The organism is Pseudomonas sp. SMV7, assembly GCF_052041995.1.
Taxonomy (GTDB): domain Bacteria; phylum Pseudomonadota; class Gammaproteobacteria; order Pseudomonadales; family Pseudomonadaceae; genus Aquipseudomonas.
On sequence record NZ_JBKGGT010000007.1, the window covers coordinates 173,544 to 194,947 of the forward strand.

Consider the following 21,404-nt stretch of genomic DNA (forward strand, 5'->3'; position numbering starts at 1 on the left):
GATCCATTAGTACTCTAGCTCTGAGCGAATAACACGCAATGCAATCAGAACGCTATCAGCGACTCAACTGTACCGTAGCCGACTAACGGTCGGTTCTCCGGGCCTTCCATGCTGCCGATTGACCAGGCCTGCAGGAGCAGCAGGTTTTCTGAACCCCGAAAACGAAAAACCCGCATTTCTGCGGGTCTTTCGTGTTGCCAGTCGATCAGTTGACCTTTGCGGCCAGCTCGCCCTTGGCATAGCGCTGGAACATGCCTTCCAGGGAGATCGGCTTGATCTTCGAGGCATTGCCGGCGGTGCCGAAGGCTTCGTAGCGGGCGATGCACACATCACGCATGGCCTTCACGGTTTCGGCAAAGAACTTGCGTGGGTCGAACTCGCTCGGGTGCATGGCCATGTGACGGCGGATGGCGCCGGTGGAGGCCAGACGCAGGTCGGTGTCGATGTTCACCTTGCGCACGCCGTACTTGATGCCTTCGACGATTTCCTCGACCGGTACACCGTAGGTTTCCTTGATGTCGCCGCCGTACTGGTTGATGATCGCCAGCCACTCTTGCGGTACCGAGGAGGAACCGTGCATCACCAGGTGGGTGTTGGGGATGCGCTTGTGGATTTCCTTGATGCGGTCGATAGCCAGCACGTCACCGGTTGGCGGCTTGGTGAACTTGTAGGCACCGTGGCTGGTACCGATGGCGATCGCCAGGGCGTCGACCTGGGTCTTCTTGACGAAGTCCGCAGCCTCTTCCGGGTCGGTCAGCATCTGGCTGTGGTCCAGCACGCCTTCGGCGCCAATGCCGTCTTCTTCACCGGCCATGCCGGTTTCCAGCGAACCCAGGCAGCCCAGCTCGCCTTCTACCGAAACACCGCAGGCGTGAGCCATGGCAACGGTCTGCTGGGTTACGCGCACGTTGTACTCGTAGTCGGTCGGGGTCTTGCCGTCTTCGCCCAGCGAGCCGTCCATCATCACCGAGCTGAAGCCCAGCTGGATCGAACGCTGGCAGACGTCAGGGCTGGTGCCGTGGTCCTGGTGCATGCACACCGGAATGTGCGGGAATTCTTCGATGGCCGCCAGGATCAGGTGACGCAGGAACGGCGCGCCGGCGTATTTGCGGGCACCGGCCGAGGCCTGGACGATCACCGGGGAGTCGGTCTTGTCGGCCGCTTCCATGATGGCGCGCATCTGCTCGAGGTTGTTGACGTTGAAAGCTGGAACGCCGTAACCGAACTCGGCGGCGTGGTCCAGCATCTGGCGCATGCTAATGAGTGCCATGGTGTATCTCTCTCCCGACAAGCGTCGTTTGTTTCGTGCAAGCCTGCCGCAGGGGCGGTTGCTGTTCAAGTAGTGTGGGCCGCCCTCGCGGCCCGGCCAGTCACGGTGCCTTGCAGCCCCGCCCAATCAGATCGTTGGTTGCCACCCAGTACACCAGGCCCTCTTCGCCCTTGGTATGGAAGGCCAGCATGCCATCGCTGTACAGCGCACCCGATGCACCGGGCTCGGCCTTGAGGCGGTAGACCTGGTCACCGCCCCCGAGGCGCACATCGACCTGGTCACGTTGCGCATCGGCGAAGCGCCACAGCACTTCAGCCTGGCTGTCGCAGACCCAACGGGTCCAGTCCTCCGCCGGGGCGGGTTGCGCCGGCTGCAGCAGCGAGCATCCTGCCAGTGTCGCCAGGGCCGTCACGGCCAAAAGCGCTTTCATTCAGCTTCCTCGATTTGGGGCCGCACCGCGGCCCCTTTTCAAGACCACAAATCAGCCTTCAGGTTGCCTGTTACCCGATCAAGGGCAACCCGGCGCCTTGCGCTGGTGGTCTTCGTCGTACTTTTCCAGGCCTTCCGGGCCTACGCGCTTGCTGATGACCGGCACGGTCTCGGCTTGCCATTCGGACTGGTAACAGCCGCCCTTTGGCGGCTGCCCCGGTTCGACATCCGAGGCCGGGCTGCCAGCGCAGGCGCTCAGCAGGCCAACCAGCATCATCACAGGCAATTGCTTGACCATCAGGCCACTCCCTTTGCCAGGCGCCGACGTCATCAGGCCTTGGCCCGTTCTTCCAGAATGGCCACGGCCGGCAGGACCTTGCCCTCGACGAATTCGAGGAAGGCACCACCACCGGTAGAAATGTAGGAGATATCGGCGCCAACGCCATACTTGTCGATCGCCGCCAGGGTGTCGCCGCCGCCGGCAATGGAGAACGCCGCGCTATCGGCGATGGCCTTGGCCAGCACCTTGGTGCCGTTGCCGAACTGGTCGAACTCGAACACACCGACCGGGCCGTTCCACAGGATGGTCTTCGACGACTTCAGCAGCTCGGCGAAGTTGGCTGCGGTTTGCGGGCCGATGTCCAGGATCATGTCGTCAGCGGCAACGTCGGCAATGGCCTTGACGGTGGCTTCGGCGCTTTCGGCAAACGCCTTGGCAACCACCACGTCGACCGGCAGCGGCACGCTGACCTTGGCGGCGATGGCCTTGGCCGTGTCGACCAGGTCAGGCTCGTACAGCGACTTGCCCACTGGGTGGCCGGCAGCAGCGAGGAAAGTGTTGGCGATGCCGCCACCGACGATCAGCTGGTCGCAGACTGCGCTCAGGCTGTTCAGCACGTCCAGCTTGGTGGACACCTTGGAGCCGGCGACGATGGCGGCCATCGGCTTGGCCGGGGCCTTCAGGGCCTTGCCCAGGGCATCCAGCTCGGCCGCCAGCAGCGGGCCGGCAGCGGCGACCTTGGCGAACTTGGCGACGCCGTGGGTCGAACCCTCGGCGCGGTGGGCGGTACCGAATGCGTCCATGACAAACACGTCGCACAGGGCAGCGTATTGCTGCGCCAGCTCGTCGGCATTCTTCTTCTCGCCCTTGTTGAAGCGCACGTTCTCGAACAGCACCAGGGAACCGGCCTGGACCTCGACACCCTCGAGGTAGTCGGCAACCAGCGGCACTTCACGGCCCAAGGCCTTGCTCAGGTAGTCGGCAACTGGCTTGAGGCTGTTCTCGGCCGAAAATTCGCCTTCGGTCGGACGGCCCAGGTGCGAGCAGACCATTACCGCCGCGCCCTTCTCCAGGGCCAGCTTGATGGTCGGCAGCGCTGCCAGGATACGCGCGTCGCTGGCTACCACACCGTCCTTCACAGGCACGTTGAGGTCTTCGCGGATCAGTACGCGTTTACCTTGCAGGTCGAGGTCGGTCATCTTCAACACGGTCATGAATGCAGTCCTTCAGGGCTGTTTGTTGCGGGTGGGGTGGACGACGTGCAGATAATGTTCGGCAACGTCGAGCATACGGTTGGCAAACCCCCATTCGTTGTCGAACCAGGCCAGCAGGTTTACCAGGCGGGGGCCGGCAACACGGGTCTGGCTGGCATCGACGATCGCCGAATGCGGGTCGTGGTTGAAATCACAGCTGGCATGCGGCAACTCGGTGTAGGCCAGCAAGCCTTTCAGCGGGCCTTCCAGCGCCGCCTCGCGCAACACCCGGTTGACTTCGGCCGCACTGGTATCGCGGGCAGTCTGCAGGGTGATGTCCAGGCACGAGACGTTGACGGTCGGTACGCGTACCGCTTTGGCCTGGATTCGCCCGGCAAGTTCCGGGAGCAGGCGTTCGATGCCACGCGCCAGACCAGTGGACACCGGGATCACCGACTGGAAGGCCGAACGCGTGCGGCGCAGGTCTTCGTGGTGGTAGGCGTCGATTACCGGCTGGTCGTTCATCGCCGAGTGGATGGTGGTGATCTGCACGTACTCGATACCGAACGCCTGATCCAGCACGCGCAGCAGCGGCACGCCGCAGTTGGTGGTGCACGAGGCGTTGGACACCAGGCGCTCACGGCCGGTCAGGCAGGCCTGGTTGATGCCGTAGACCACCGTGGCGTCGACGTCGGCCTCGCTGGCCATCGGCTGCGAGAACAGCACCCGCGGTGCACCGGCGTCGAGGAAACGCTGGCCATCGGCGCGGGTGTGGTAGGCGCCGGAGCACTCCAGCACCAGGTCGATGTCCAGGGCCGCCCAGTCGATGCCTTCAGGGGTGGCACTGCGCATCACCTTCACGCAGTCGCCATTGATATGCAGACAGTCGCCGTCGACCTTCACCTCACCGGGAAAACGCCCGTGGGTGGAGTCGAAGCGTGTCAGGTATTCCAGGCTGGCCTGGTCGGCCAGGTCGTTCAGCGCGACGATCTCGAAACCGGCCTTTGCCCCCCGCTCGAACAGCGCGCGCAGGACACAGCGGCCGATACGGCCATAACCGTTGAGTGCAACTTTGTAGGGACGCGGGTGGGACATTCGTTGGCTCGCTAACGCATGATGGCTGTTGGGTCCGCGTTGCGGCCCATCGCGACACAAGGCCGCGCCTACAAGGGGCTGCATGCGCAGTACCCTGTAGGCGCGGCCTTGTGTCGCGATGGAGGGCGAAGCCCTCCCCTTGCACGACCTGGAGGGCGTCACTGCCCTCCATCCTTACATCAGTCTTCCAGCAGCTCTTCGGCAGTACCGAGGATGTTCTCCACGGTGAAGCCGAACTCTTCGAACAGAGCCGAAGCCGGTGCCGACTCACCATAGGTGGTCATGCCGATGACGCGGCCTTCCAGGCCAACGTACTTGTACCAGAAGTCGGCGTGAGCAGCTTCGATGGCAATCCGCGCGCCCACTTCCAGCGGCAATACCGACTGCTTGTAAGCGGCATCCTGGGCATCGAACACGCTGGTGCACGGCATGGAAACCACGCGCACCTTGCGGCCTTGCTCGGTCAGCTTGTCGAACGCCTGAACCGCCAGGCCCACTTCCGAACCGGTGGCGATCAGGATCAGCTCAGGCTCGCCGGCGCAGTCCTTGAGCACATAGCCGCCACGGCTGATGTCGGCGATCTGCTGGGCGTCACGTGCCTGGTGCTGCAGGTTCTGGCGCGAGAAGATCAAGGCCGAAGGGCCGTCCTTGCGCTCCAGGGCGTATTTCCAGGACACGGCGGATTCCACCGCGTCGGCCGGGCGCCAGGTGTCCAGGTTCGGCGTGCTGCGCAGGCTGGTCAGCTGCTCGATCGGCTGGTGGGTCGGGCCGTCTTCGCCCAGGCCGATGGAATCGTGGGTATAGACGTGAATCACGCGCTGCTTCATCAGCGCCGACATGCGCACGGCGTTGCGGGCGTATTCCATGAACATCAGGAAGGTCGCGCCGTAAGGCACCAGGCCACCGTGCAGGGCAACGCCGTTCATGATGGCGGTCATGCCGAACTCGCGCACACCGTAGAACACGTAGTTGCCGCTGGCATCGTTGGCCTCGACACCCTTGCAGCCCTTCCACAGGGTCAGGTTGGAGCCGGCCAGGTCAGCCGAACCGCCGAGGAACTCGGGCAGCAGCGGGCCGAAGGCGTTCAGGGCGTTCTGGCTGGCCTTGCGGCTGGCGATGGTTTCGCCCTTGGCCGCCACTTCATTGATGTAGGCCTGGGCCTTCTCGCTGAAGTCGGCCGGCAGCTCGCCGGCAGCACGGCGCTGGAACTCGGCAGCCAGCTCTGGATAGGCCTTGGCATAGGCTTCGAAACGCTGGTTCCACTCGGCTTCGGCCTTGGCACCGGCAGCCTTGGCGTCCCACTCGGCATAGATGTCGGCCGGGATCTCGAACGGGCCGTGGTTCCAGTTCAGCTCTTTGCGCGCCAGGGCGATTTCGTCGTTGCCCAGCGGTGCGCCGTGGCAGTCTTCCTTGCCCTGCTTGTTCGGCGAGCCGAAACCGATGATGGTCTTGCAGCAGATCAGGGTCGGGCGATCGCTCTTGCGGGCGGTCTCGATGGCGGTCCTGATCTCGTCGGCATCATGGCCGTCGACATTGCGGATCACCTGCCAGTTGTACGCCTCGAAGCGCGCCGGGGTGTTGTCGGTGAACCAACCGTGCACTTCGCCGTCGATGGAAATGCCGTTGTCGTCATAGAACGCGATCAGCTTGTTCAGGCCCAGGGTGCCGGCCAGCGAGGCGACTTCGTGGGAAATACCTTCCATCATGCAGCCGTCACCGAGGAACACGTAGGTGTTGTGGTCGACGATGGTGTGGCCGTCACGGTTGAACTGGGCCGCCAGCACTTTTTCTGCCAGGGCGAAGCCCACGGCGTTGGCGATGCCCTGGCCGAGCGGGCCGGTGGTGGTCTCGACGCCTGGGGTGTAGCCGTATTCCGGGTGGCCCGGGGTGCGGCTGTGCAGCTGGCGGAAGGCCTTGAGGTCATCGATCGACAGGTCGTAGCCGGTCAGGTGCAGCAGCGAGTAGATCAGCATCGAACCGTGGCCGTTGGACAGCACGAAGCGGTCGCGGTCGACGAATTTCGGGTTGCTCGGGTTGTGCTTCAGATAATCGCGCCAAAGCACTTCGGCGATATCCGCCATGCCCATAGGGGCACCTGGGTGGCCGCTGTTGGCCTTTTGCACGGCATCCATGCTGAGGGCACGAATGGCGTTGGCACGTTCACGACGGCTGGGCATCGCTGATCTCCTGGGGCTTGAATAGGTGGTGTCACGAAAAAAGGCGGCCATTTTCGCCCACTGGGGGGGCTTGGGGCAATGACGTATGGTCGCAGTCGGGGGATTTTCCTGTGATTGGCTTTCAAATCGGGGCAAAACCGGGCGAACCGTCCCGCTCATCACCCAATATCAAAACTTTTTGATATTGCCCTTGCTAGGGCAACGATGCCTGTCTAGACTGCCGCCCCATGAACCTTCGTGCGCAATTGATCCCCGAGCAATGCGAAGCATTGGCTGCCTTGTGCAAAGCCAGTGGCGACGCGTTGCGCCTGAACGTGTTGCGCGCCCTGGCCAATGACTCGTTCGGCGTGCTGGAACTGGCGCAGATCTTCGACGTTGGCCAATCGGGCATGAGCCACCACCTGAAGGTGCTGGCCCAGGCCGAGCTGGTCGCCACCCGCCGCGAAGGCAACGCCATCTTCTACCGCCGTGCCCTGCCCGACAGCTTGCGCCTGGGCGGCAGGCTGCATGCGGCACTGCTCGAAGAGGTCGACGACCTGGCCCTGCCAGCCGAGGTACAGGCCCGCATTGCCCAGGTACAGCAGCGTCGTGCCGCCACCAGCCAGGATTTCTTCCTGCGCGTGGAAGAGAAGTTTCGCGCCCAGCAGGACCTGATCGCCGGCCTGCCACAGTACCGCGAAAGCCTGCTGGCACTGCTCGACAAGCTGAATTTCGACCCGGCCGCCAGCGCCCTGGAGGTCGGCCCCGGTGACGGCGGCTTCCTGCCGGACCTGGCCCGGCGCTTCGCCCGGGTCACCGCGCTGGACAACAGCCCGACCATGCTCGAACTGGCACGCCAGGTCTGCGAACGTGAGCGTCTGGGTAATGTAAACCTGCAGTTGGCCGATGCACTGGGTGCAACGGATGTGGAAGCCGACTGCGTTGTGCTGAACATGGTCCTGCACCATTTCAGCGATCCGGCCCTGGCCCTGCGCCAGCTGGCCAAACGGGTGAAGGCAGGCGGCAGCCTGCTGGTCACCGAACTGTGCAGCCATGACCAGGGCTGGGCGCGGGAAGCCTGCGGCGACCTCTGGCTCGGTTTTGAACAGGACGACCTGGCCCGTTGGGCCACGGCAGCCGGGCTGGCCCCCGGGGACAGCCTGTACGTGGGCTTGCGTAACGGTTTCCAGATCCAGGTCCGCCATTTTCAGCGGACGGCTGGCGACATACACCATCGGTAAATTTCAGGAACCTTCGAGATGAGCGAATACTCCCTTTTCACCTCCGAGTCCGTGTCCGAAGGGCATCCGGACAAGATCGCCGACCAGATTTCGGACGCCGTCCTTGATGCCATCATCGCCCAGGACAAATACGCCCGCGTCGCCTGCGAAACCCTGGTCAAGACCGGTGTCGCCATCATCGCCGGCGAAGTCACCACTTCGGCCTGGGTCGACCTGGAAGACCTGGTGCGCAAGGTCATCATCGACATCGGCTACAACAGCTCCGACGTTGGTTTCGATGGCGCCACCTGCGCCGTGATGAACATCATCGGCAAGCAGTCGGTGGACATCGCCCAGGGCGTGGACCGCTCCAAGCCGGAAGACCAGGGTGCCGGCGACCAGGGCCTGATGTTCGGCTATGCCAGCAACGAAACCGAAGTGCTGATGCCGGCGCCGATCTGCTTCTCGCACCGCCTGGTCGAGCGCCAGGCCGAAGCGCGCAAGTCCGGCCTGCTGCCATGGCTGCGTCCGGACGCCAAGTCGCAGGTCACCTGCCGTTACGAAAACGGCAAGGTGGTCGGCATCGACGCCGTGGTGCTGTCGACCCAGCACAACCCTGAGGTTTCGCAGAAAGACCTGCAGGAAGCGGTGATGGAGCTGATCGTCAAGCACACCCTGCCTGCCGAACTGCTGCACAAAGGCACCCAGTACCACATCAACCCGACCGGCAACTTCATCATCGGTGGCCCGGTGGGTGACTGCGGCCTGACCGGGCGCAAGATCATCGTCGACTCCTACGGCGGCATGGCCCGCCACGGTGGTGGCGCGTTCTCCGGCAAGGACCCGTCCAAGGTCGACCGTTCCGCCGCCTACGCCGGCCGCTACGTGGCCAAGAACATCGTCGCCGCCGGCCTGGCCGAACGTTGCGAGATCCAGGTGTCCTACGCCATCGGCGTGGCCCAGCCGACCTCCATCTCGATCAACACCTTCGGTACCGGCAAGGTTTCCGACGACAAGATCATCCAGCTGGTGCGCGAGTGCTTCGACCTGCGTCCGTACGCCATCACCACCATGCTCGACCTGCTGCACCCGATGTACCAGGAAACCGCCGCCTACGGCCACTTCGGCCGCGAGCCGCAGCAGAAGACCGTCGGCGACGACACCTTCACCACCTTCACCTGGGAGCGTACCGACCGCGCCCAGTCGCTGCGTGACGCTGCCGGCCTGTAACTTTTCCTGCAGCGCTGGACGAAAGCCCCTGCCGAGTGTTCGGCAGGGGCTTTTTTGTGACATATCGCCTGACAAACCCTGCATGGCACCGCGCACTTCACCTGCCTAGGCTGAGGGCTCCCACACGCCATGCAAGGATGCTGGCCATGCCTCTCGTGCTGTTGTTCGCCCTGCTGTTGATACTCCAGGCCCCACTGACGCAGGCCGGCCAATGCCCGGACTGGAGCCCCCAGCAAGCTGCCGCTGAAACCGCCCAGTTGCGTACCACGCTGGCCCGCTGGGATGACCACTACCATCGCCAGGGCGTTGCGCTGGTGCCCGATGAGTTATACGACCAGAGCCGCCAGCGCCTGGCACACCTGCAGCAGTGCTTTGGCCTGGCGACCACTGCGGCGCCCTTGGCCAGTGCCCGCGGGCCGGTCCCCCACCCGATACCGCATACCGGGGTCGACAAGCTGGCCGACCAGCTGGCCGTGGTGCGCTGGCTGGCCGGCAAGCGCGGGGTCTGGGTGCAGCCCAAGGTCGATGGCGTAGCCGTCTCCCTGGTCTATCGGCAGGGCCGTCTGGTGCAATTGATCAGCCGCGGCGACGGGGTGCAAGGGCATGACTGGAGCCGCCACATCCCGCGGCTGGGTGCGATCACCCGGCAGTTGCCCCAGCCCCTGGACCTGCTGTTGCACGGCGAACTGTACTGGCGCCTGGACGCGCATGTACAAGCCCGGGCAGGCAGCGCCAACGCCCGCGGTACAGTGGCTGGGCTGCTGGCGCGCAAGGTGTTGAGCAACGAACAGGGCAATGGCATCGGCCTGTTCGTCTGGGACTGGCCTCAAGGCCCCGCGCAACAGGCCGAGCGTCTTGCGCAGCTGGCGCAACTGGGCTTTCCCGAAGGCCAGGACTACAGCGTCGCCATCGATACAGCGGAGGACGCAGCCCGCTGGCGCGAGCATTGGTACCGCACCGCCCTGCCTTTCGCCAGCGACGGCGTGATCCTGCGCCTGGGCAGTCGGCCGCCCGCCGAGCGCTGGCAGGCCCGGGCACCCTACTGGATTGCAGCCTGGAAGTACCCCTTCACACGGGCGCTGGCGGAAGTCCGCGAGGTCCGCTTCCGCATCGGCCGTACCGGCAAGGTCACGCCGGTGCTGCAGCTCCTTCCGGTGACCCTCGATGACCGGCGGATCACCCAGGTAAGCCTGGGCTCGCTGGCACGCTGGCAGGGCCTCGATATCCGTCCCGGCGACCAGGTGGCCGTGAGCCTTGCCGGGCTGACCATCCCGCGCCTGGAGCAGGTGCTGCACCGCGCCGTCGAGCGTCAGCCGGTCACCGCGCCAACGCCCGGCCAGTACCACGGCCACAGTTGCTGGCGGGCCGCTGTCGGCTGTGAGGAGCAGTTCGTGGCCCGCCTCTCCTGGCTCAGTGGCAAACAGGGGCTGGCGCTGCCGCGCGTCGGCCCTGGCACCTGGCGCCGGCTGGTGGCAGCCGGGCTGGTGACCTCGATGACCGACTGGCTGCACCTGGATGCCGAACGCCTGGGCCAGGTCACGGGAATCAGCGACATCACTGCAGCGCAGTTGCTGGGCAGCTTCCAACAAGCCCGCTCGCGGCCATTTGCCCAATGGCTGCGCGGGCTAGGCGTGCCCACCCCGGCAGGCGTGCAGCTGGCCGGCGACTGGCCGGACCTGGCCGCGCGCGCAGCCGTCGAGTGGCAAGCCTTGCCCGGTATCGGCGCAAAGCGCGGGCAACAGCTTGTGGAATTCTTCACCAACCTTGAGGTTCAAACCATCGCCAACCAGCTCGGCATGGCCGGCATCGAAGGGTTTCGGGTCGACAGCCAGCACACCAGGCAATGATTTTTTACCAATTTACTTGCAGGGAAATTCCTCGAATCAAGCGGAAAGGCCCGACAAGGGTTTCTAAATGAGCAAAACCAAGGCAGGATTTCCCCCAACTTTTGCTGCCCCGCCCCGTCAAGGAGGCTTTTCATGAAACGTATTTCGACCCTTTTCCTGCTCGCGACACTCGGCCTGGCTGCCGGCGCCGTACAGGCTGCCCAGCCGGATGCCGGCCTGACCGGTTGCGCCGCCAAGCGCAGCGCCATCGAGAACCAGTTGAAGATTGCCCGTGACCAGGGCAACGCCGGCCAGGTCTCAGGGCTGGAAGAGGCGCTGCGTGGGGTCGACAACTGCACCGATGCCAGCCTGCGCAAGGAACGCGAGCAGAAAGTGCTCGAAGCTCGTCACGAGGTGGCACAGCGGGAAAAGGACCTGAAGAAGGCCGAGAAGAAAGGCGATTCCGAGAAGATCAACAAGCGCAAGGACAAGCTGGCCGAATCGCGCAAGGAGCTGCAGGAAGCGGTGGAAGACCTGGACCGCTAAAGCCAGCGGCAACCGCGGTCAATGATTACGAAACTCGCTATGACAGGCCTTGCACGCCGCTTCGACCTTGTCCATCGGCGCCTTCAGCCGGGCAGCGTCAAGTGGCTGACTGCGGGTAGCATCGACCAGTTCGCCAGTGACCCCTTCCAGCTGCCGGGCCAGGTCATGAAAGCGCGCCTGGCGCTCCCAGACCTCGGCGCGCGCACTGCTGTCGCCAGCATCACGCGCCTGTGGAAAGTGCTGCCAGGGCTGATGCGAAAGGTTGTCGAGCTTCAGCGCACCGTCGGCAAACTTCACCCCGTCGAACGGCAGCCGGCCACGCAGCATGCCACCCAGGTCTTCGCTGGTCCTGAGCATGTCCTTGAAGATCACCTTGCGCTTGCCCAGCGGCGAGTTCGGGTCAACCCGCTCGCAACCACTCAAGGCACCGCCCAAGGCCACTGCAGCCAGCAGAACAACGGTCAATCGCTTCAACATCACGCTCACTTCGGCCTACGCAAATGGGCGGCCAGTATCGCCGCCCACGGGCCAAAGACCAATAGCCACATAAAAAACAAGGGCGAATATTCATCTTCGCCGCGACAGGAATACACACATGAAATCAGCCCTGCGCCATCTGGCCTGGACGCTCCCGGTGCTGGCTCTGCTGGCCGGCTGCAACGGCGGCGAGAACGCCCGGCCGGAGCCACACGCCATCGCCACCTATGTCCCGACCACCTGGAAGGACCTGCCGGCTGTCAGTGACGAAGACCTGCTGGCCGGCTTCCATGCCTGGCGCAACGGCTGCGAGAAGCTCAAGCGCGACCCGGTGTGGGCGGCTACCTGCGAAGCCGCCGGCAATGCCACGGCCAGCGCTGCCCAGGTGCGCACCTTCCTGGAGCAGAACCTGGAGGTATATGGCCTGCGTTCCGCCGAGAACAACGCCCATGGCCTGATTACCGGCTACTACGAACCGGTCTACCCCGGCAGCCTCAAGCCGTCGGCAAGCAATCATGTGCCGGTCTACGGCATTCCCGATGACATGATCGTGGTCGACCTGGCCAGCGTGTACCCCGAGCTCAAGGGCAAACGCCTGCGCGGGCGCCTCGACGGGCGGGTGCTCAAGCCTTACGACACCGCCGAGGTCATCAACCGCGACGGCGTCAAGGCGCCGGTGCTGGCCTGGCTGACCGACCCTATGGACCTGCAGTTCTTGCAGGTGCAGGGTTCCGGCAGGGTGCAACTGGAAGACGGCCGCCAGCTGCGCCTGGGCTACGCCGACCAGAACGGCCATCCGTACCGGCCGATCGGGCGCTGGCTGGTGGAACAAGGCCAGCTGAAAAAGGAAGAAGTGAGCATGGGCGCCATCCACGCCTGGGCCCAGGCCAACCCGCAGCGCGTGCCGGAGCTGCTTGCCAGCAACCCCAGCTACGTGTTTTTCAGCACCCGCCCGGACAGCAACGAAGGCCCGCGCGGTTCGCTGAACGTACCGCTGACCGCCGGCTACAGCGTAGCCATCGACCGCAAGGTGATTCCGCTGGGCAGTCTGCTGTGGCTGTCCACCACCCGCCCGGACGGAACCCCGGTGGTACGCCCGGTGGGCGCCCAGGATACTGGAGGGGCGATTACGGGCGAGGTGCGGGCCGACCTGTTCTGGGGCACCGGGCCGGAGGCCGGGGAACTGGCCGGGAACATGAAGCAGCAAGGGCAGATCTGGATGCTGTGGCCCAAGGGCAAGCCGTTGCCTGAGGTGCCCAAGGTACCCTGAAGGTCAAGCGAGCCCTGTGGGGGCGGGTTTACCGGCGAGCAAGACCACGCGGCGCATGACATCGGCTTCGCCGGTGTTCGCGGCCAAAGCCGTCCTCCACAGGGACTGCGGCACTTCTCAGATGGAAACCACGAAAAACGCCACGATCATCGCCATCCCGGCAAACCACACCAGAGAGCGCAGCATGGCCCAGTCCGCCAGGTAGCAGATGATGTAAAGCAGGCGGCTGGTGATGTACATCACCCCCAGCACATCCTGGGTTACCTGTTCGGCATTGCCGACGATATCTGCCACCAGCACCGCCGCGGCAAAGGCCGGAAAGGCTTCGTAACTGTTCTGCTGGGCGGCATGCGCGCGGCGTGGCAGGCCGGAAAGCGTATCCAGGAAAGCGCGCGGATCGTGGTTGTCTCTCAGGCCGAAACGGCCACTGCTCGCCTTGGCGAGCAGCGCGCACAGCGGCGGCAGGACCAGCGCGATAAGGATGCACCACAGGGCAACGGTCATAGGCAGGACTCCTTGTTCAGTCTTCGGGTCAAAGCTTCATTATCAACATGCCGGCCAACACCAGCCCGCAAGCTAGGAGTCTGGGTCCGCCAAAAGGTTCTTTGAGGTAGCGCATGCCCAGCAGTACCACCAGGATAACGCTCAATTCCCGCAGTGCTGCCGCCTCAGCCACCGACCCCAGGTGCATCGCCCACAGCACCAGGGCGTAACTGAGCAGGACGCACAGCCCTACCGCCAGCCCCAGGCGCCACTGCAGGCGCCAGAACAACACGAACGGCGCACGTCGTGCCACGCTGGCCAGCAAGGGGAACGGCCAGGCGCTGAGCAAGGTCAGCCACACCAGGTAATCCCAGGGCTTGCCCCAGAGGCGCACGGCCTGGCCATCAAACCAGGTGTAGCAGCCGATGCACAGGCCAATCAGGGCAACCACCGGCAGCATCGACCAGGGCAGCCGGTCGCCGCCACCGCCCTGCCACAACAGGCAGGCCATGCCACAGGGGATCAGCAGGATGCCGATGATCTGTTGCTGGCTCAGCGACTCGCCGGCAAAGGCCAGGGTCAGTGCCAGCACCACCAAGGGCGACAGCCCGCGCATCAACGGGTAGACCAGCCCCAGGTCGCCCACGCGATAGGCCTGGATCAGCAGGAAGCGGTACAGCTGCTCGGCCAGTGCCGATGCCAGCAACCAGGGCCAGATATTGGCTGGCGGCAGCTCGACGAAGGGCACTGCCAGCACCGCGAAGGCAAGCGCCACCGTGTCCATGCTGCCAATCACCAGCAAGCGTTCGCCGCTGAATTTGATCAGGGTATTCCAGGTCGCATGCAGCAGGGCAGCGACCAGCACCAGGGATGTTGCCAACACGCCTTGTTGTCCTTATGGCTGTTTCTTGCTGGGACTATACAGCGCTCAGGGGGCCGTTGTGGGAGCGGGCACGCCCGCGAAGCTGCGACTAGGTGTATGGCACCGGCTTTGCCGGTGTTCGCGGGCACGCCCGCTTCCACAGGGGACCTCGGTGAGGCGGGTTGACGGGAACGATTGGAACGGATCCGGTCAAACCTTGTGTCCCGAACCCCGCGCCAGGTCATCAAAGAACTGCCCGAGCCATTCGGGTTACGACTTGGAAGCCACTCTTACAGGATTCGGGATGCTTGAATTAGTTGCCGCGTTTATCTGCCTTACCACCCTCCTCACCTATGTAAATTACCGTTTCATCGGCCTGCCCCCCGCCATTGGCGTGATGGTAACGGCGCTGCTGTTTTCCCTGATGCTGCAGGGCCTGAGCCTGATCGGCTTCCCTGGCCTGGAAGCGCGCGTCGAAGGGCTGATGAACCAGATCGACTTCAACGACTTGCTGATGCACTGGATGCTGGCATTCCTGCTGTTCGCCGGCGCCTTGCATGTCAACCTCTCCGACCTGCGCAGCTACCGCTGGCCGATCGGCCTGCTGGCCACCGTCGGTGTGCTGATCGCCACCGTCGTCATCGGCTACCTGTCGCATTGGGTGTTCGCCCTGTTCGGCTGGCAGGTGCCGCTGATCTATTGCCTGCTGTTCGGTGCGCTGATCTCGCCCACCGACCCGATTGCCGTACTGGGCGCGCTGCGTACCGCGAATGCCTCCAAACCGTTGAAAACCACCATCGTCGGCGAGTCACTGTTCAATGACGGCACCGCCGTGGTGGTGTTCACCGTGTTGCTGGGCATCATCCAGCTGGGCGAAACGCCAAGCATGGCCGATACGGCCGTTCTGTTCGCCCGCGAGGCCATCGGCGGCGTAGTGTTCGGAGGGCTGATCGGCTACGCCACCTACCGCATGATCAAGAGTGTCGAGCAATACCAGGTGGAAGTGATGCTGACCCTGGCGCTGGTCATCGGCGGCTCGGCGATGTGCTACGAGCTGCACGTTTCGGCGCCGATCGCCATGGTGGTGGCCGGGCTGATCATCGGTAACCTGGGGCGCAACCTGGCGATGAACGACATGACCCGCCGCTACATGGATGGCTTCTGGGAACTGATCGACGACATGCTCAACGCACTGCTGTTCGCATTGATCGGCCTGGAACTGTTGCTGCTGCCATTCAACTGGATGCACCTGGCGGCCGGCAGCGTGCTGGCGCTGGCGGTGCTGCTGTCGCGGCTGCTGACCGTGGCCCCGGCAATCGTGCTGCTGCGACGCTGGCGCCCGGTACCCAAAGGCACGGTGCGTGTGCTGACCTGGGGTGGCCTGCGCGGTGGGGTGTCGGTGGCCCTGGCTCTGTCGCTGCCACTGGGCGCGGAACGTGACCTGCTGCTGTCGATTACCTACATCGTGGTGCTGTCGTCGATCCTGGTGCAGGGGTTGAGCATCGGACGGGTGGTGCGCAAGGTCAGCGACCAGCCGTGAGCAATAGTGCCGGCCTCTTCGCGGGTGAACCCGCTCCCACAGAATCTCCACTACCTTTCGGGCAGTGAAAACCTTGTGGGAGCGGGTTTACCCGCGAAGAGGCCAGCACCGACAACCGAGATCTATTCGACTGCACTGTCCGGGAACTGGTCCTGGATGTACTTGATCTCGGTCCGCCCATGCGGCGCCGGCAACCCATCCTCGCCCAGGTTTACGAAGACCATCTTGTCGACCGTCAGAATGCTCTTGCGGGTGATCTTGTTGCGCACTTCGCACTTGAGGGTGATCGAGGTACGGCCGAACTCGGTGGCTGTGATACCCAGTTCGATGATGTCGCCCTGGCGCGAGGCACTGACGAAGTTGATTTCCGATATGTACTTGGTCACCACGCGCTGGTTGCCCAGCTGGACGATGGCGTAGATCGCCGCCTCTTCGTCGATCCAGCGCAACAGGCTGCCACCGAACAGCGTGCCATTGGGGTTGAGGTCTTCGGGTTTAACCCACTTGCGGGTATGAAAGTTCATCTGTACTCCTGACCTGCTTGGCTACGGTGTAGCAATGATGGCAGAGCGGCCGGCGTCGCTCCATTGAACATCGACTATCGTCGCGATTAATCGACAGAAAACCTTGGGCAAGCCGGCGGTCACGGCTATAATCTCCGCCGCTTCACATGGTTGCCCACAGCGGTGCCATGCCCGCCACCTGTCCGAGGGGCGCTGCAGCAGGCTAGGCCTGTCAGGCTCGGATGGGGCGTTGTCCGCTCCCGCGGACGCTCAACGCACAACGGCGCCCATTCGCACACTACGAATGGAGGCTCTCATGAGCGCTGCAAACATGCCTGCTGGTTTTACCGATTACAAAGTCGCCGACATCTCCCTGGCCGCCTGGGGCCGTCGCGAAACCATCATCGCCGAATCGGAAATGCCTGCACTGATGGGCCTGCGCCGCAAGTACCTGGCCGAGCAACCGCTCAAGGGTGCGAAAATCCTGGGCTGCATCCACATGACCATCCAGACCGCCGTGCTGATCGAAACCCTGGTCGCCCTGGGTGCCGAAGTGCGCTGGTCGTCGTGCAACATCTTCTCCACCCAGGACCAGGCCGCCGCGTCCATCGCCGCCGCCGGTATCCCGGTGTTCGCCTGGAAAGGTGAAACCGAGCAAGAGTACGAGTGGTGCCTGGAGCAGACCATCCTCAAGGATGGCCAGCCATGGGACGCCAACATGGTCCTCGACGACGGTGGCGACCTGACCGAACTGCTGCACAAGAAGTACCCGCAGGTACTGGAGCGCGTGCACGGCATCACCGAAGAAACCACCACTGGCGTGCACCGCCTGCTGGACATGCTGGCCAAGGGCGAGCTGAAAGTCCCGGCGATCAACGTCAACGACTCGGTCACCAAGAGCAAGAACGACAACAAGTACGGTTGCCGTCACAGCCTGAACGACGCCATCAAGCGGGGTACCGACCACCTGCTGTCGGGCAAGCAAGCCCTGGTGATCGGCTACGGTGACGTGGGCAAGGGCTCGGCCCAGTCCCTGCGCCAGGAAGGCATGATCGTCAAGGTCACCGAGGTCGACCCGATCTGCGCCATGCAGGCCTGCATGGACGGTTTCGAAGTGGTTTCGCCGTTCATCGACGGGATCAACAACGGCACCGAAGCCAGCATCGACAAGGCCCTGCTGGGCAAGATCGACCTGATCGTGACCACCACCGGCAACGTCAACGTCTGCGACGCCAACATGCTCAAGGCCCTGAAGAAGCGCGCCGTGGTCTGCAACATCGGCCACTTCGACAACGAGATCGACACCGCCTTCATGCGCAAGAACTGGGCCTGGGAAGAGGTCAAGCCGCAGGTGCACAAGATCCACCGCACCGGCGCCGGCAGCTTCGACCCCCAGAATGACGACTACCTGATCCTGCTGGCCGAAGGCCGCCTGGTCAACCTGGGTAACGCCACCGGTCACCCAAGCCGCATCATGGACGGCTCGTTCGCCAACCAGGTACTGGCTCAGATCTTCCTGTTCCAGCAGAAGTTCGCCGACCTGTCGGCCGAAAAGAAAGCCGAACGCCTGACCGTTGAAGTGCTGCCGAAGAAGCTTGACGAAGAAGTGGCCCTGGAAATGGTCCGCGGCTTCGGCGGCGTGGTCACCCAGCTGACCCAGCAGCAGGCCGACTACATCGGTGTCACCGTGGAAGGCCCGTTCAAGCCGGACGCCTACCGCTACTAAGCGGCAAGTTTCAGGCGGCAGGCAGGTGCAGACCGCGCCGATGCCGCCTGAAGCCCAGGCTCAAACTTCTTGAACGATGCCCAAGCCAGATCGGCCATCACCGATCTGGCTTCTATTTGCAGCTTGCCGCTTGCAGCTGGCTGCCAGAGGAACGTCCGATGTCCCAGGAACGCCGCTACAGTTTCGAGTTCTTCCCGACCAAGACCGATGCCGGCCATGAAAAGCTGATGGGCGTCGCCCGCCAGTTGGCCGCCTACAATCCGGATTTCTTCTCCTGTACCTACGGTGCCGGTGGCTCGACCCGCGACCGCACGCTGAACACCGTGCTGCAGCTGGAAAGCGAAGTGAAGGTACCTGCCGCACCGCACCTGTCGTGCGTGGGCGACACCAAGGCTGAACTGCGCGGCCTGCTGGCCGAGTACAAGGCCGCAGGCATCAAGCGTATCGTCGCCCTGCGTGGCGACCTGCCATCGGGCATGGGCATGGCCAGTGGCGAATTGCGCTACGCCAGCGACCTGGTCGAGTTCATCCGCCAGGAAAGCGCTGACCACTTCCATCTGGAAGTGGCTGCCTACCCCGAGATGCATCCACAGGCGCGCAACTTCGAGGCCGACCTGGCCAATTTCGTGCACAAGGTCAAGGCCGGTGCCGACAGCGCCATCACCCAGTACTTCTTCAACGCCGACAGCTACTTCTATTTCGTCGAGCGTGCGCAGAAACTGGGCGTGGATATCCCGGTGGTGCCCGGCATCATGCCGATCACCAACTACAGCAAGCTGGCACGCTTCTCCGACGCCTGTGGCGCCGAGATCCCGCGCTGGATCCGCAAGCAACTGGAAGCCTATGCCGACGACACCGCCAGCATCCAGGCATTCGGCGAAGAAGTGATCACCCGCATGTGCGAACAATTGCTGCAAGGCGGTGCACCGGGCCTGCACTTCTACACCTTGAACCAGGCCGAACCGAGCCTGGCCATCTGGAACAATCTGAAGCTGCCACGCTGAAATTTTTTGCAAAATCTGTTTAAGATCCGATTAAGGCTTTGGTCATAGACTAAAGCCTTATTCATTTTCGGGTTACACAGGTCTTGCCTGCCATGCAGCACTCGCATCCACAGCTCGTCTACCTGGCTTTTGGCCCGGCGACCTACCACCAAGAAGCCTGCTTCAGCATCATCAGCGCCCTGGCCCATCTGGACTCGGCAGCAGGCGAAGCCATGGACATCCAGGTCTATACCGACAATCCGCAACCCTATGCCGGCCTGCCGGTCACCGTGCACTTGCTGGACGAAGCGACGCGCCAGGCATGGAACGCCCCTCACGGCTACCATTTCCGCAGCAAGCACGTGCTGTTGCGCCAGGTATTGCAGCAGCACCCGCTGGCCGTGCTGATCGACACCGATACGTTCTTCCGCAAGTCGCCGCTCGAGCTGTTCGCCCGGGTAGCCCCGGGCCGCCTGCTGTGCAACGCCATCGGCGCACGCTACGGCAGCAACCAGAAATGCCTGCTGTACAAGAACCTGCTGGCCATCCTCGAATCCCGCGGCCTTGCCGATTGCCAGATGCCGCTGGTCAACTCCGGGGTGATCGGCCTCACCGCCGAAGATGCAGGCACCCTGGACCGCTCCATCGCCATGATGGACGAGTTCCACCCGTTGGCCCGCGAGGCCTATACCCTCGAGGAGTTCTGCCTGGCGGTGGCGGCCTACCGCACGCTGGAGCTGGCCGAATGCACCGATGTCATCCACCACTACTGGAGCCGCAAGGCGCAGTTCCGCGCCAAGATCCAGGCCTGGCTGCGCAAGCACGGCCACGACCCGCTGAGCCACTCGGCGCTGGCCGACGTACCCCTGGTCAACGACCAGCTGCCACGGCCGCCGGCCCTGCAACGCCTGGGCTACAAGGCACTGAGCATGACCCTGCCCAGCCATGAACGGCAGTTCGCCCGCGAGCTGCTGTATGGCTGCTACCCCTACCCCAACGAGTTCGACCGCGCCTGCGCACCGGCCTGGTGGGACAAGGCCCTGGAAAACCTCAATGCGCGTAATGGCCACATGCAGCCCGAGCAACTGCGTCAGTGCCTGCGCCACCCTGGGTTGCGCCTGACACTGGGCGAGCGACGCAAGGACATCGAGGCGCATCTGCTGCGATCTTCGCAGGGCTGAAGCGCCTGCCGGAGCGGCCTTGCGTCGCAATCGGGCCGCAGAGCGGCCCCAGATCCCGCCGAGGCCGCGTTGCAGCCCCGCCCACTCTGGAGGTCGGGGCGCTGGTCTTGAACAGACCGAGCTTGTAATCTCCGGCCATGCCGTACGTCGCCCGTCTGTTGTGGATCCTCTTGTTCGCCTGCCTGAGCCCCCTGGCCCTGGGCGAGCGCCTGCGCCTGGTGACCGATGACTGGGCCCCCTATGTCTACCTGCATGACGGTCAGCTGCGCGGCATCGACTACGAAGTCACCACCCGGGTGTTCGCACGCCTCGGCGTCGAGGTGGACGTGCAGATCCTGCCGTGGAAGCGCTGCCTGGCAATGATCGAGCAGGGCCTGGCCGACGGCATCCTCGACGTATTCCAGAACGAGTCACGCCAGCCCTACCTGGTTTACGCCGCCGAGCCGATGTCGGATGTCGAGTTCGTCCTGTTCCAGGCCAGCGCACGTCGCCATCCGGTCAGCACGCTGGGGGATCTCGCCGGCTTCACCGTCGGCACTTCGCCCGGCTACAGCTATGGTGCAGCGTTCAACGAGGCCGCCTACTTCAAACGCGAAGCCGCCCCTAGCCACGAAGCCAACTTCGGCAAGCTGGTCCTGGGCCGCATCGACCTGGCCGTCACCGACCGCAGGGTCGGCCATTACCTGCTGCAGCACCTGGGCCTGCAACAGCAGGTCGAGGTGTTGCCGCTGGTGATCAACCGCCAGGCGCAATACCTGGCCCTGGTACGCAAGCCGGGGCGCGAGTTGCTGGCCCAGGCCTTTGCCAAGGAACTGCGGCGTTTCAAGCAGGAACCGGCCTACGCGGCAATCAGCCGGCGCTACACAGGCGACATCGGGAACATTCCCAACGCCGTTGAGCAGCAGGAAAGCAGCACGGCGCGATAGCTCTGTTATACTCGGGCCTTCCCGCCCGGCTCACGCCCGGACGCTCGGCCTCGCAACAGGCATCCCGATCGGCATCGACGCACCTTTTGGCGTCCACCCTCCGTTACTTGGATGTGCAGTGAAAGCCCAGCTGGACCGGACGCGATCGCATCCCACCGATGCCCGTCGCGCCAGGCAGAACATCCCACACGGGCCCAGCCCACACGAG

At 63.9% G+C, this 21,404-nt stretch carries 20 protein-coding genes and 1 riboswitch; of the genes, 10 read left to right on the forward strand and 10 right to left on the reverse strand.

Annotation, left to right across the window (positions count from 1 at the left end; genetic code table 11):
• Positions 1-205: 205 nt before the first annotated feature.
• From fba to tkt, 6 genes are all read right to left on the reverse strand, one after another.
• Entirely contained in the window at positions 206-1,270 is a 1,065-nt protein-coding gene (gene fba / locus ACLEJP_RS11420; RefSeq protein WP_170033124.1) for a class II fructose-bisphosphate aldolase, read from the reverse strand.
• Positions 1,271-1,370: 100 nt separating this feature from the next.
• Positions 1,371-1,700 carry an MliC family protein gene (locus ACLEJP_RS11425; RefSeq protein WP_440806477.1) on the reverse strand — a complete coding sequence of 110 codons (330 nt, stop codon included), beginning with the start codon at positions 1,698-1,700 and terminating at the stop codon, positions 1,371-1,373.
• Between the two features lie 78 nt (positions 1,701-1,778).
• Positions 1,779-2,030: a hypothetical protein gene (locus ACLEJP_RS11430; protein ID WP_289133650.1), complete on the reverse strand. Its 252-nt coding sequence runs from the start codon at positions 2,028-2,030 to the stop codon at positions 1,779-1,781.
• Positions 2,030-3,193 (reverse strand): phosphoglycerate kinase, encoded by a 1,164-nt coding sequence (locus ACLEJP_RS11435; RefSeq protein ID WP_440806478.1) that lies wholly within the window; start codon positions 3,191-3,193, stop codon positions 2,030-2,032. The genes ACLEJP_RS11430 and ACLEJP_RS11435 overlap by 1 nt, the downstream gene beginning before the upstream one ends.
• 12 nt (positions 3,194-3,205) lie before the next feature.
• Positions 3,206-4,267, reverse strand: coding sequence for an erythrose-4-phosphate dehydrogenase (epd, locus tag ACLEJP_RS11440; protein WP_440806480.1), 1,062 nt, complete (start codon positions 4,265-4,267; stop codon positions 3,206-3,208).
• Between the two features lie 179 nt (positions 4,268-4,446).
• Positions 4,447-6,444, reverse strand: a complete 1,998-nt coding sequence (gene tkt, locus ACLEJP_RS11445; protein WP_289133647.1) for a transketolase — start codon at positions 6,442-6,444, stop codon at positions 4,447-4,449.
• Between the two features lie 227 nt (positions 6,445-6,671).
• Here tkt and ACLEJP_RS11450 point away from each other — a divergent pair, with 227 nt between their 5' ends.
• From ACLEJP_RS11450 to ACLEJP_RS11465, 4 genes are all read left to right on the forward strand, one after another.
• Positions 6,672-7,664 carry an ArsR/SmtB family transcription factor gene (locus tag ACLEJP_RS11450; protein WP_406820176.1) on the forward strand — a complete coding sequence of 331 codons (993 nt, stop codon included), beginning with the start codon at positions 6,672-6,674 and terminating at the stop codon, positions 7,662-7,664.
• Between the two features lie 18 nt (positions 7,665-7,682).
• On the forward strand, positions 7,683-8,873 hold the full coding sequence (gene metK, locus ACLEJP_RS11455) for a methionine adenosyltransferase (RefSeq protein ID WP_016489516.1): 1,191 nt from the start codon (positions 7,683-7,685) through the stop codon (positions 8,871-8,873).
• Positions 8,874-9,019: 146 nt separating this feature from the next.
• Positions 9,020-10,720 (forward strand): NAD-dependent DNA ligase LigB, encoded by a 1,701-nt coding sequence (ligB, locus tag ACLEJP_RS11460; RefSeq protein WP_440806484.1) that lies wholly within the window; start codon positions 9,020-9,022, stop codon positions 10,718-10,720.
• A gap of 132 nt (positions 10,721-10,852) precedes the next feature.
• Positions 10,853-11,245, forward strand: a complete 393-nt coding sequence (locus tag ACLEJP_RS11465; RefSeq protein WP_225779500.1) for a DUF1090 domain-containing protein — start codon at positions 10,853-10,855, stop codon at positions 11,243-11,245.
• 18 nt (positions 11,246-11,263) lie between these two features.
• Here ACLEJP_RS11465 and ACLEJP_RS11470 read toward each other — a convergent pair whose 3' ends face one another.
• Positions 11,264-11,722 carry a c-type cytochrome gene (locus ACLEJP_RS11470; RefSeq protein WP_440806486.1) on the reverse strand — a complete coding sequence of 153 codons (459 nt, stop codon included), beginning with the start codon at positions 11,720-11,722 and terminating at the stop codon, positions 11,264-11,266.
• 118 nt (positions 11,723-11,840) lie between these two features.
• Between ACLEJP_RS11470 and mltA the strand changes: the two genes are divergently transcribed.
• Entirely contained in the window at positions 11,841-12,992 is a 1,152-nt protein-coding gene (gene mltA / locus ACLEJP_RS11475; RefSeq protein WP_440806489.1) for a murein transglycosylase A, read from the forward strand.
• A gap of 117 nt (positions 12,993-13,109) precedes the next feature.
• Here the strand turns inward: mltA and ACLEJP_RS11480 are convergent, their stop codons facing one another.
• Complete coding sequence (locus ACLEJP_RS11480) at positions 13,110-13,496, reverse strand: MAPEG family protein (protein WP_440806491.1); 387 nt, start codon at positions 13,494-13,496, stop codon at positions 13,110-13,112.
• Positions 13,497-13,524: 28 nt separating this feature from the next.
• The gene (locus ACLEJP_RS11485) at positions 13,525-14,358 is read right to left on the reverse strand and encodes an EamA family transporter (protein ID WP_440806493.1); all 834 of its coding nucleotides are present in this window, start codon (positions 14,356-14,358) and stop codon (positions 13,525-13,527) included.
• Between the two features lie 283 nt (positions 14,359-14,641).
• Here ACLEJP_RS11485 and ACLEJP_RS11490 point away from each other — a divergent pair, with 283 nt between their 5' ends.
• On the forward strand, positions 14,642-15,877 hold the full coding sequence (locus ACLEJP_RS11490) for a cation:proton antiporter (RefSeq protein ID WP_112249374.1): 1,236 nt from the start codon (positions 14,642-14,644) through the stop codon (positions 15,875-15,877).
• Positions 15,878-15,999: 122 nt separating this feature from the next.
• On the opposite strand, the gene ACLEJP_RS11495 is transcribed toward ACLEJP_RS11490, so the two are convergent.
• The gene (locus ACLEJP_RS11495) at positions 16,000-16,401 is read right to left on the reverse strand and encodes an acyl-CoA thioesterase (protein WP_318782833.1); all 402 of its coding nucleotides are present in this window, start codon (positions 16,399-16,401) and stop codon (positions 16,000-16,002) included.
• A 178-nt stretch (positions 16,402-16,579) separates the two neighbouring features.
• Positions 16,580-16,676: riboswitch (S-adenosyl-L-homocysteine riboswitch) on the forward strand.
• A 20-nt stretch (positions 16,677-16,696) separates the two neighbouring features.
• Here ACLEJP_RS11495 and ahcY point away from each other — a divergent pair.
• The 4 genes from ahcY (at position 16,697) to ACLEJP_RS11515 (ending at position 21,196) form a co-directional block, all read left to right on the forward strand.
• Positions 16,697-18,106 (forward strand): adenosylhomocysteinase, encoded by a 1,410-nt coding sequence (ahcY, locus tag ACLEJP_RS11500; RefSeq protein WP_289133639.1) that lies wholly within the window; start codon positions 16,697-16,699, stop codon positions 18,104-18,106.
• A gap of 158 nt (positions 18,107-18,264) precedes the next feature.
• Positions 18,265-19,110 carry a methylenetetrahydrofolate reductase [NAD(P)H] gene (gene metF, locus ACLEJP_RS11505; RefSeq protein ID WP_225779507.1) on the forward strand — a complete coding sequence of 282 codons (846 nt, stop codon included), beginning with the start codon at positions 18,265-18,267 and terminating at the stop codon, positions 19,108-19,110.
• A 92-nt stretch (positions 19,111-19,202) separates the two neighbouring features.
• On the forward strand, positions 19,203-20,270 hold the full coding sequence (locus ACLEJP_RS11510) for a hypothetical protein (protein WP_440806497.1): 1,068 nt from the start codon (positions 19,203-19,205) through the stop codon (positions 20,268-20,270).
• A gap of 137 nt (positions 20,271-20,407) precedes the next feature.
• Positions 20,408-21,196 (forward strand): substrate-binding periplasmic protein, encoded by a 789-nt coding sequence (locus tag ACLEJP_RS11515; protein WP_440806499.1) that lies wholly within the window; start codon positions 20,408-20,410, stop codon positions 21,194-21,196.
• Positions 21,197-21,404: the final 208 nt, after the last annotated feature.

Bases quoted from the DNA above. Each gene is read 5' to 3' on its own strand.
- fba (WP_170033124.1), bottom strand. From the start codon at position 1,270: ATGGCACTCATTAGCATGCGCCAGATGCTGGACCACGCCGCCGAGTTC.
- ACLEJP_RS11465 (WP_225779500.1), top strand. From the start codon at position 10,853: ATGAAACGTATTTCGACCCTTTTCCTGCTCGCGACACTCGGCCTGGCT.
- epd (WP_440806480.1), bottom strand. From the start codon at position 4,267: ATGTCCCACCCGCGTCCCTACAAAGTTGCACTCAACGGTTATGGCCGT.
- metF (WP_225779507.1), top strand. From the start codon at position 18,265: ATGTCCCAGGAACGCCGCTACAGTTTCGAGTTCTTCCCGACCAAGACC.
- ACLEJP_RS11435 (WP_440806478.1), bottom strand. From the start codon at position 3,193: ATGACCGTGTTGAAGATGACCGACCTCGACCTGCAAGGTAAACGCGTA.
- ACLEJP_RS11510 (WP_440806497.1), top strand. From the start codon at position 19,203: ATGCAGCACTCGCATCCACAGCTCGTCTACCTGGCTTTTGGCCCGGCG.
- ACLEJP_RS11490 (WP_112249374.1), top strand. From the start codon at position 14,642: ATGCTTGAATTAGTTGCCGCGTTTATCTGCCTTACCACCCTCCTCACC.
- ahcY (WP_289133639.1), top strand. From the start codon at position 16,697: ATGAGCGCTGCAAACATGCCTGCTGGTTTTACCGATTACAAAGTCGCC.
- tkt (WP_289133647.1), bottom strand. From the start codon at position 6,444: ATGCCCAGCCGTCGTGAACGTGCCAACGCCATTCGTGCCCTCAGCATG.
- ACLEJP_RS11480 (WP_440806491.1), bottom strand. From the start codon at position 13,496: ATGACCGTTGCCCTGTGGTGCATCCTTATCGCGCTGGTCCTGCCGCCG.
- ACLEJP_RS11425 (WP_440806477.1), bottom strand. From the start codon at position 1,700: ATGAAAGCGCTTTTGGCCGTGACGGCCCTGGCGACACTGGCAGGATGC.
- ACLEJP_RS11470 (WP_440806486.1), bottom strand. From the start codon at position 11,722: ATGTTGAAGCGATTGACCGTTGTTCTGCTGGCTGCAGTGGCCTTGGGC.
- ACLEJP_RS11515 (WP_440806499.1), top strand. From the start codon at position 20,408: ATGCCGTACGTCGCCCGTCTGTTGTGGATCCTCTTGTTCGCCTGCCTG.
- ACLEJP_RS11450 (WP_406820176.1), top strand. From the start codon at position 6,672: ATGAACCTTCGTGCGCAATTGATCCCCGAGCAATGCGAAGCATTGGCT.
- ligB (WP_440806484.1), top strand. From the start codon at position 9,020: ATGCCTCTCGTGCTGTTGTTCGCCCTGCTGTTGATACTCCAGGCCCCA.
- metK (WP_016489516.1), top strand. From the start codon at position 7,683: ATGAGCGAATACTCCCTTTTCACCTCCGAGTCCGTGTCCGAAGGGCAT.
- ACLEJP_RS11430 (WP_289133650.1), bottom strand. From the start codon at position 2,030: ATGACGTCGGCGCCTGGCAAAGGGAGTGGCCTGATGGTCAAGCAATTG.
- ACLEJP_RS11495 (WP_318782833.1), bottom strand. From the start codon at position 16,401: ATGAACTTTCATACCCGCAAGTGGGTTAAACCCGAAGACCTCAACCCC.
- mltA (WP_440806489.1), top strand. From the start codon at position 11,841: ATGAAATCAGCCCTGCGCCATCTGGCCTGGACGCTCCCGGTGCTGGCT.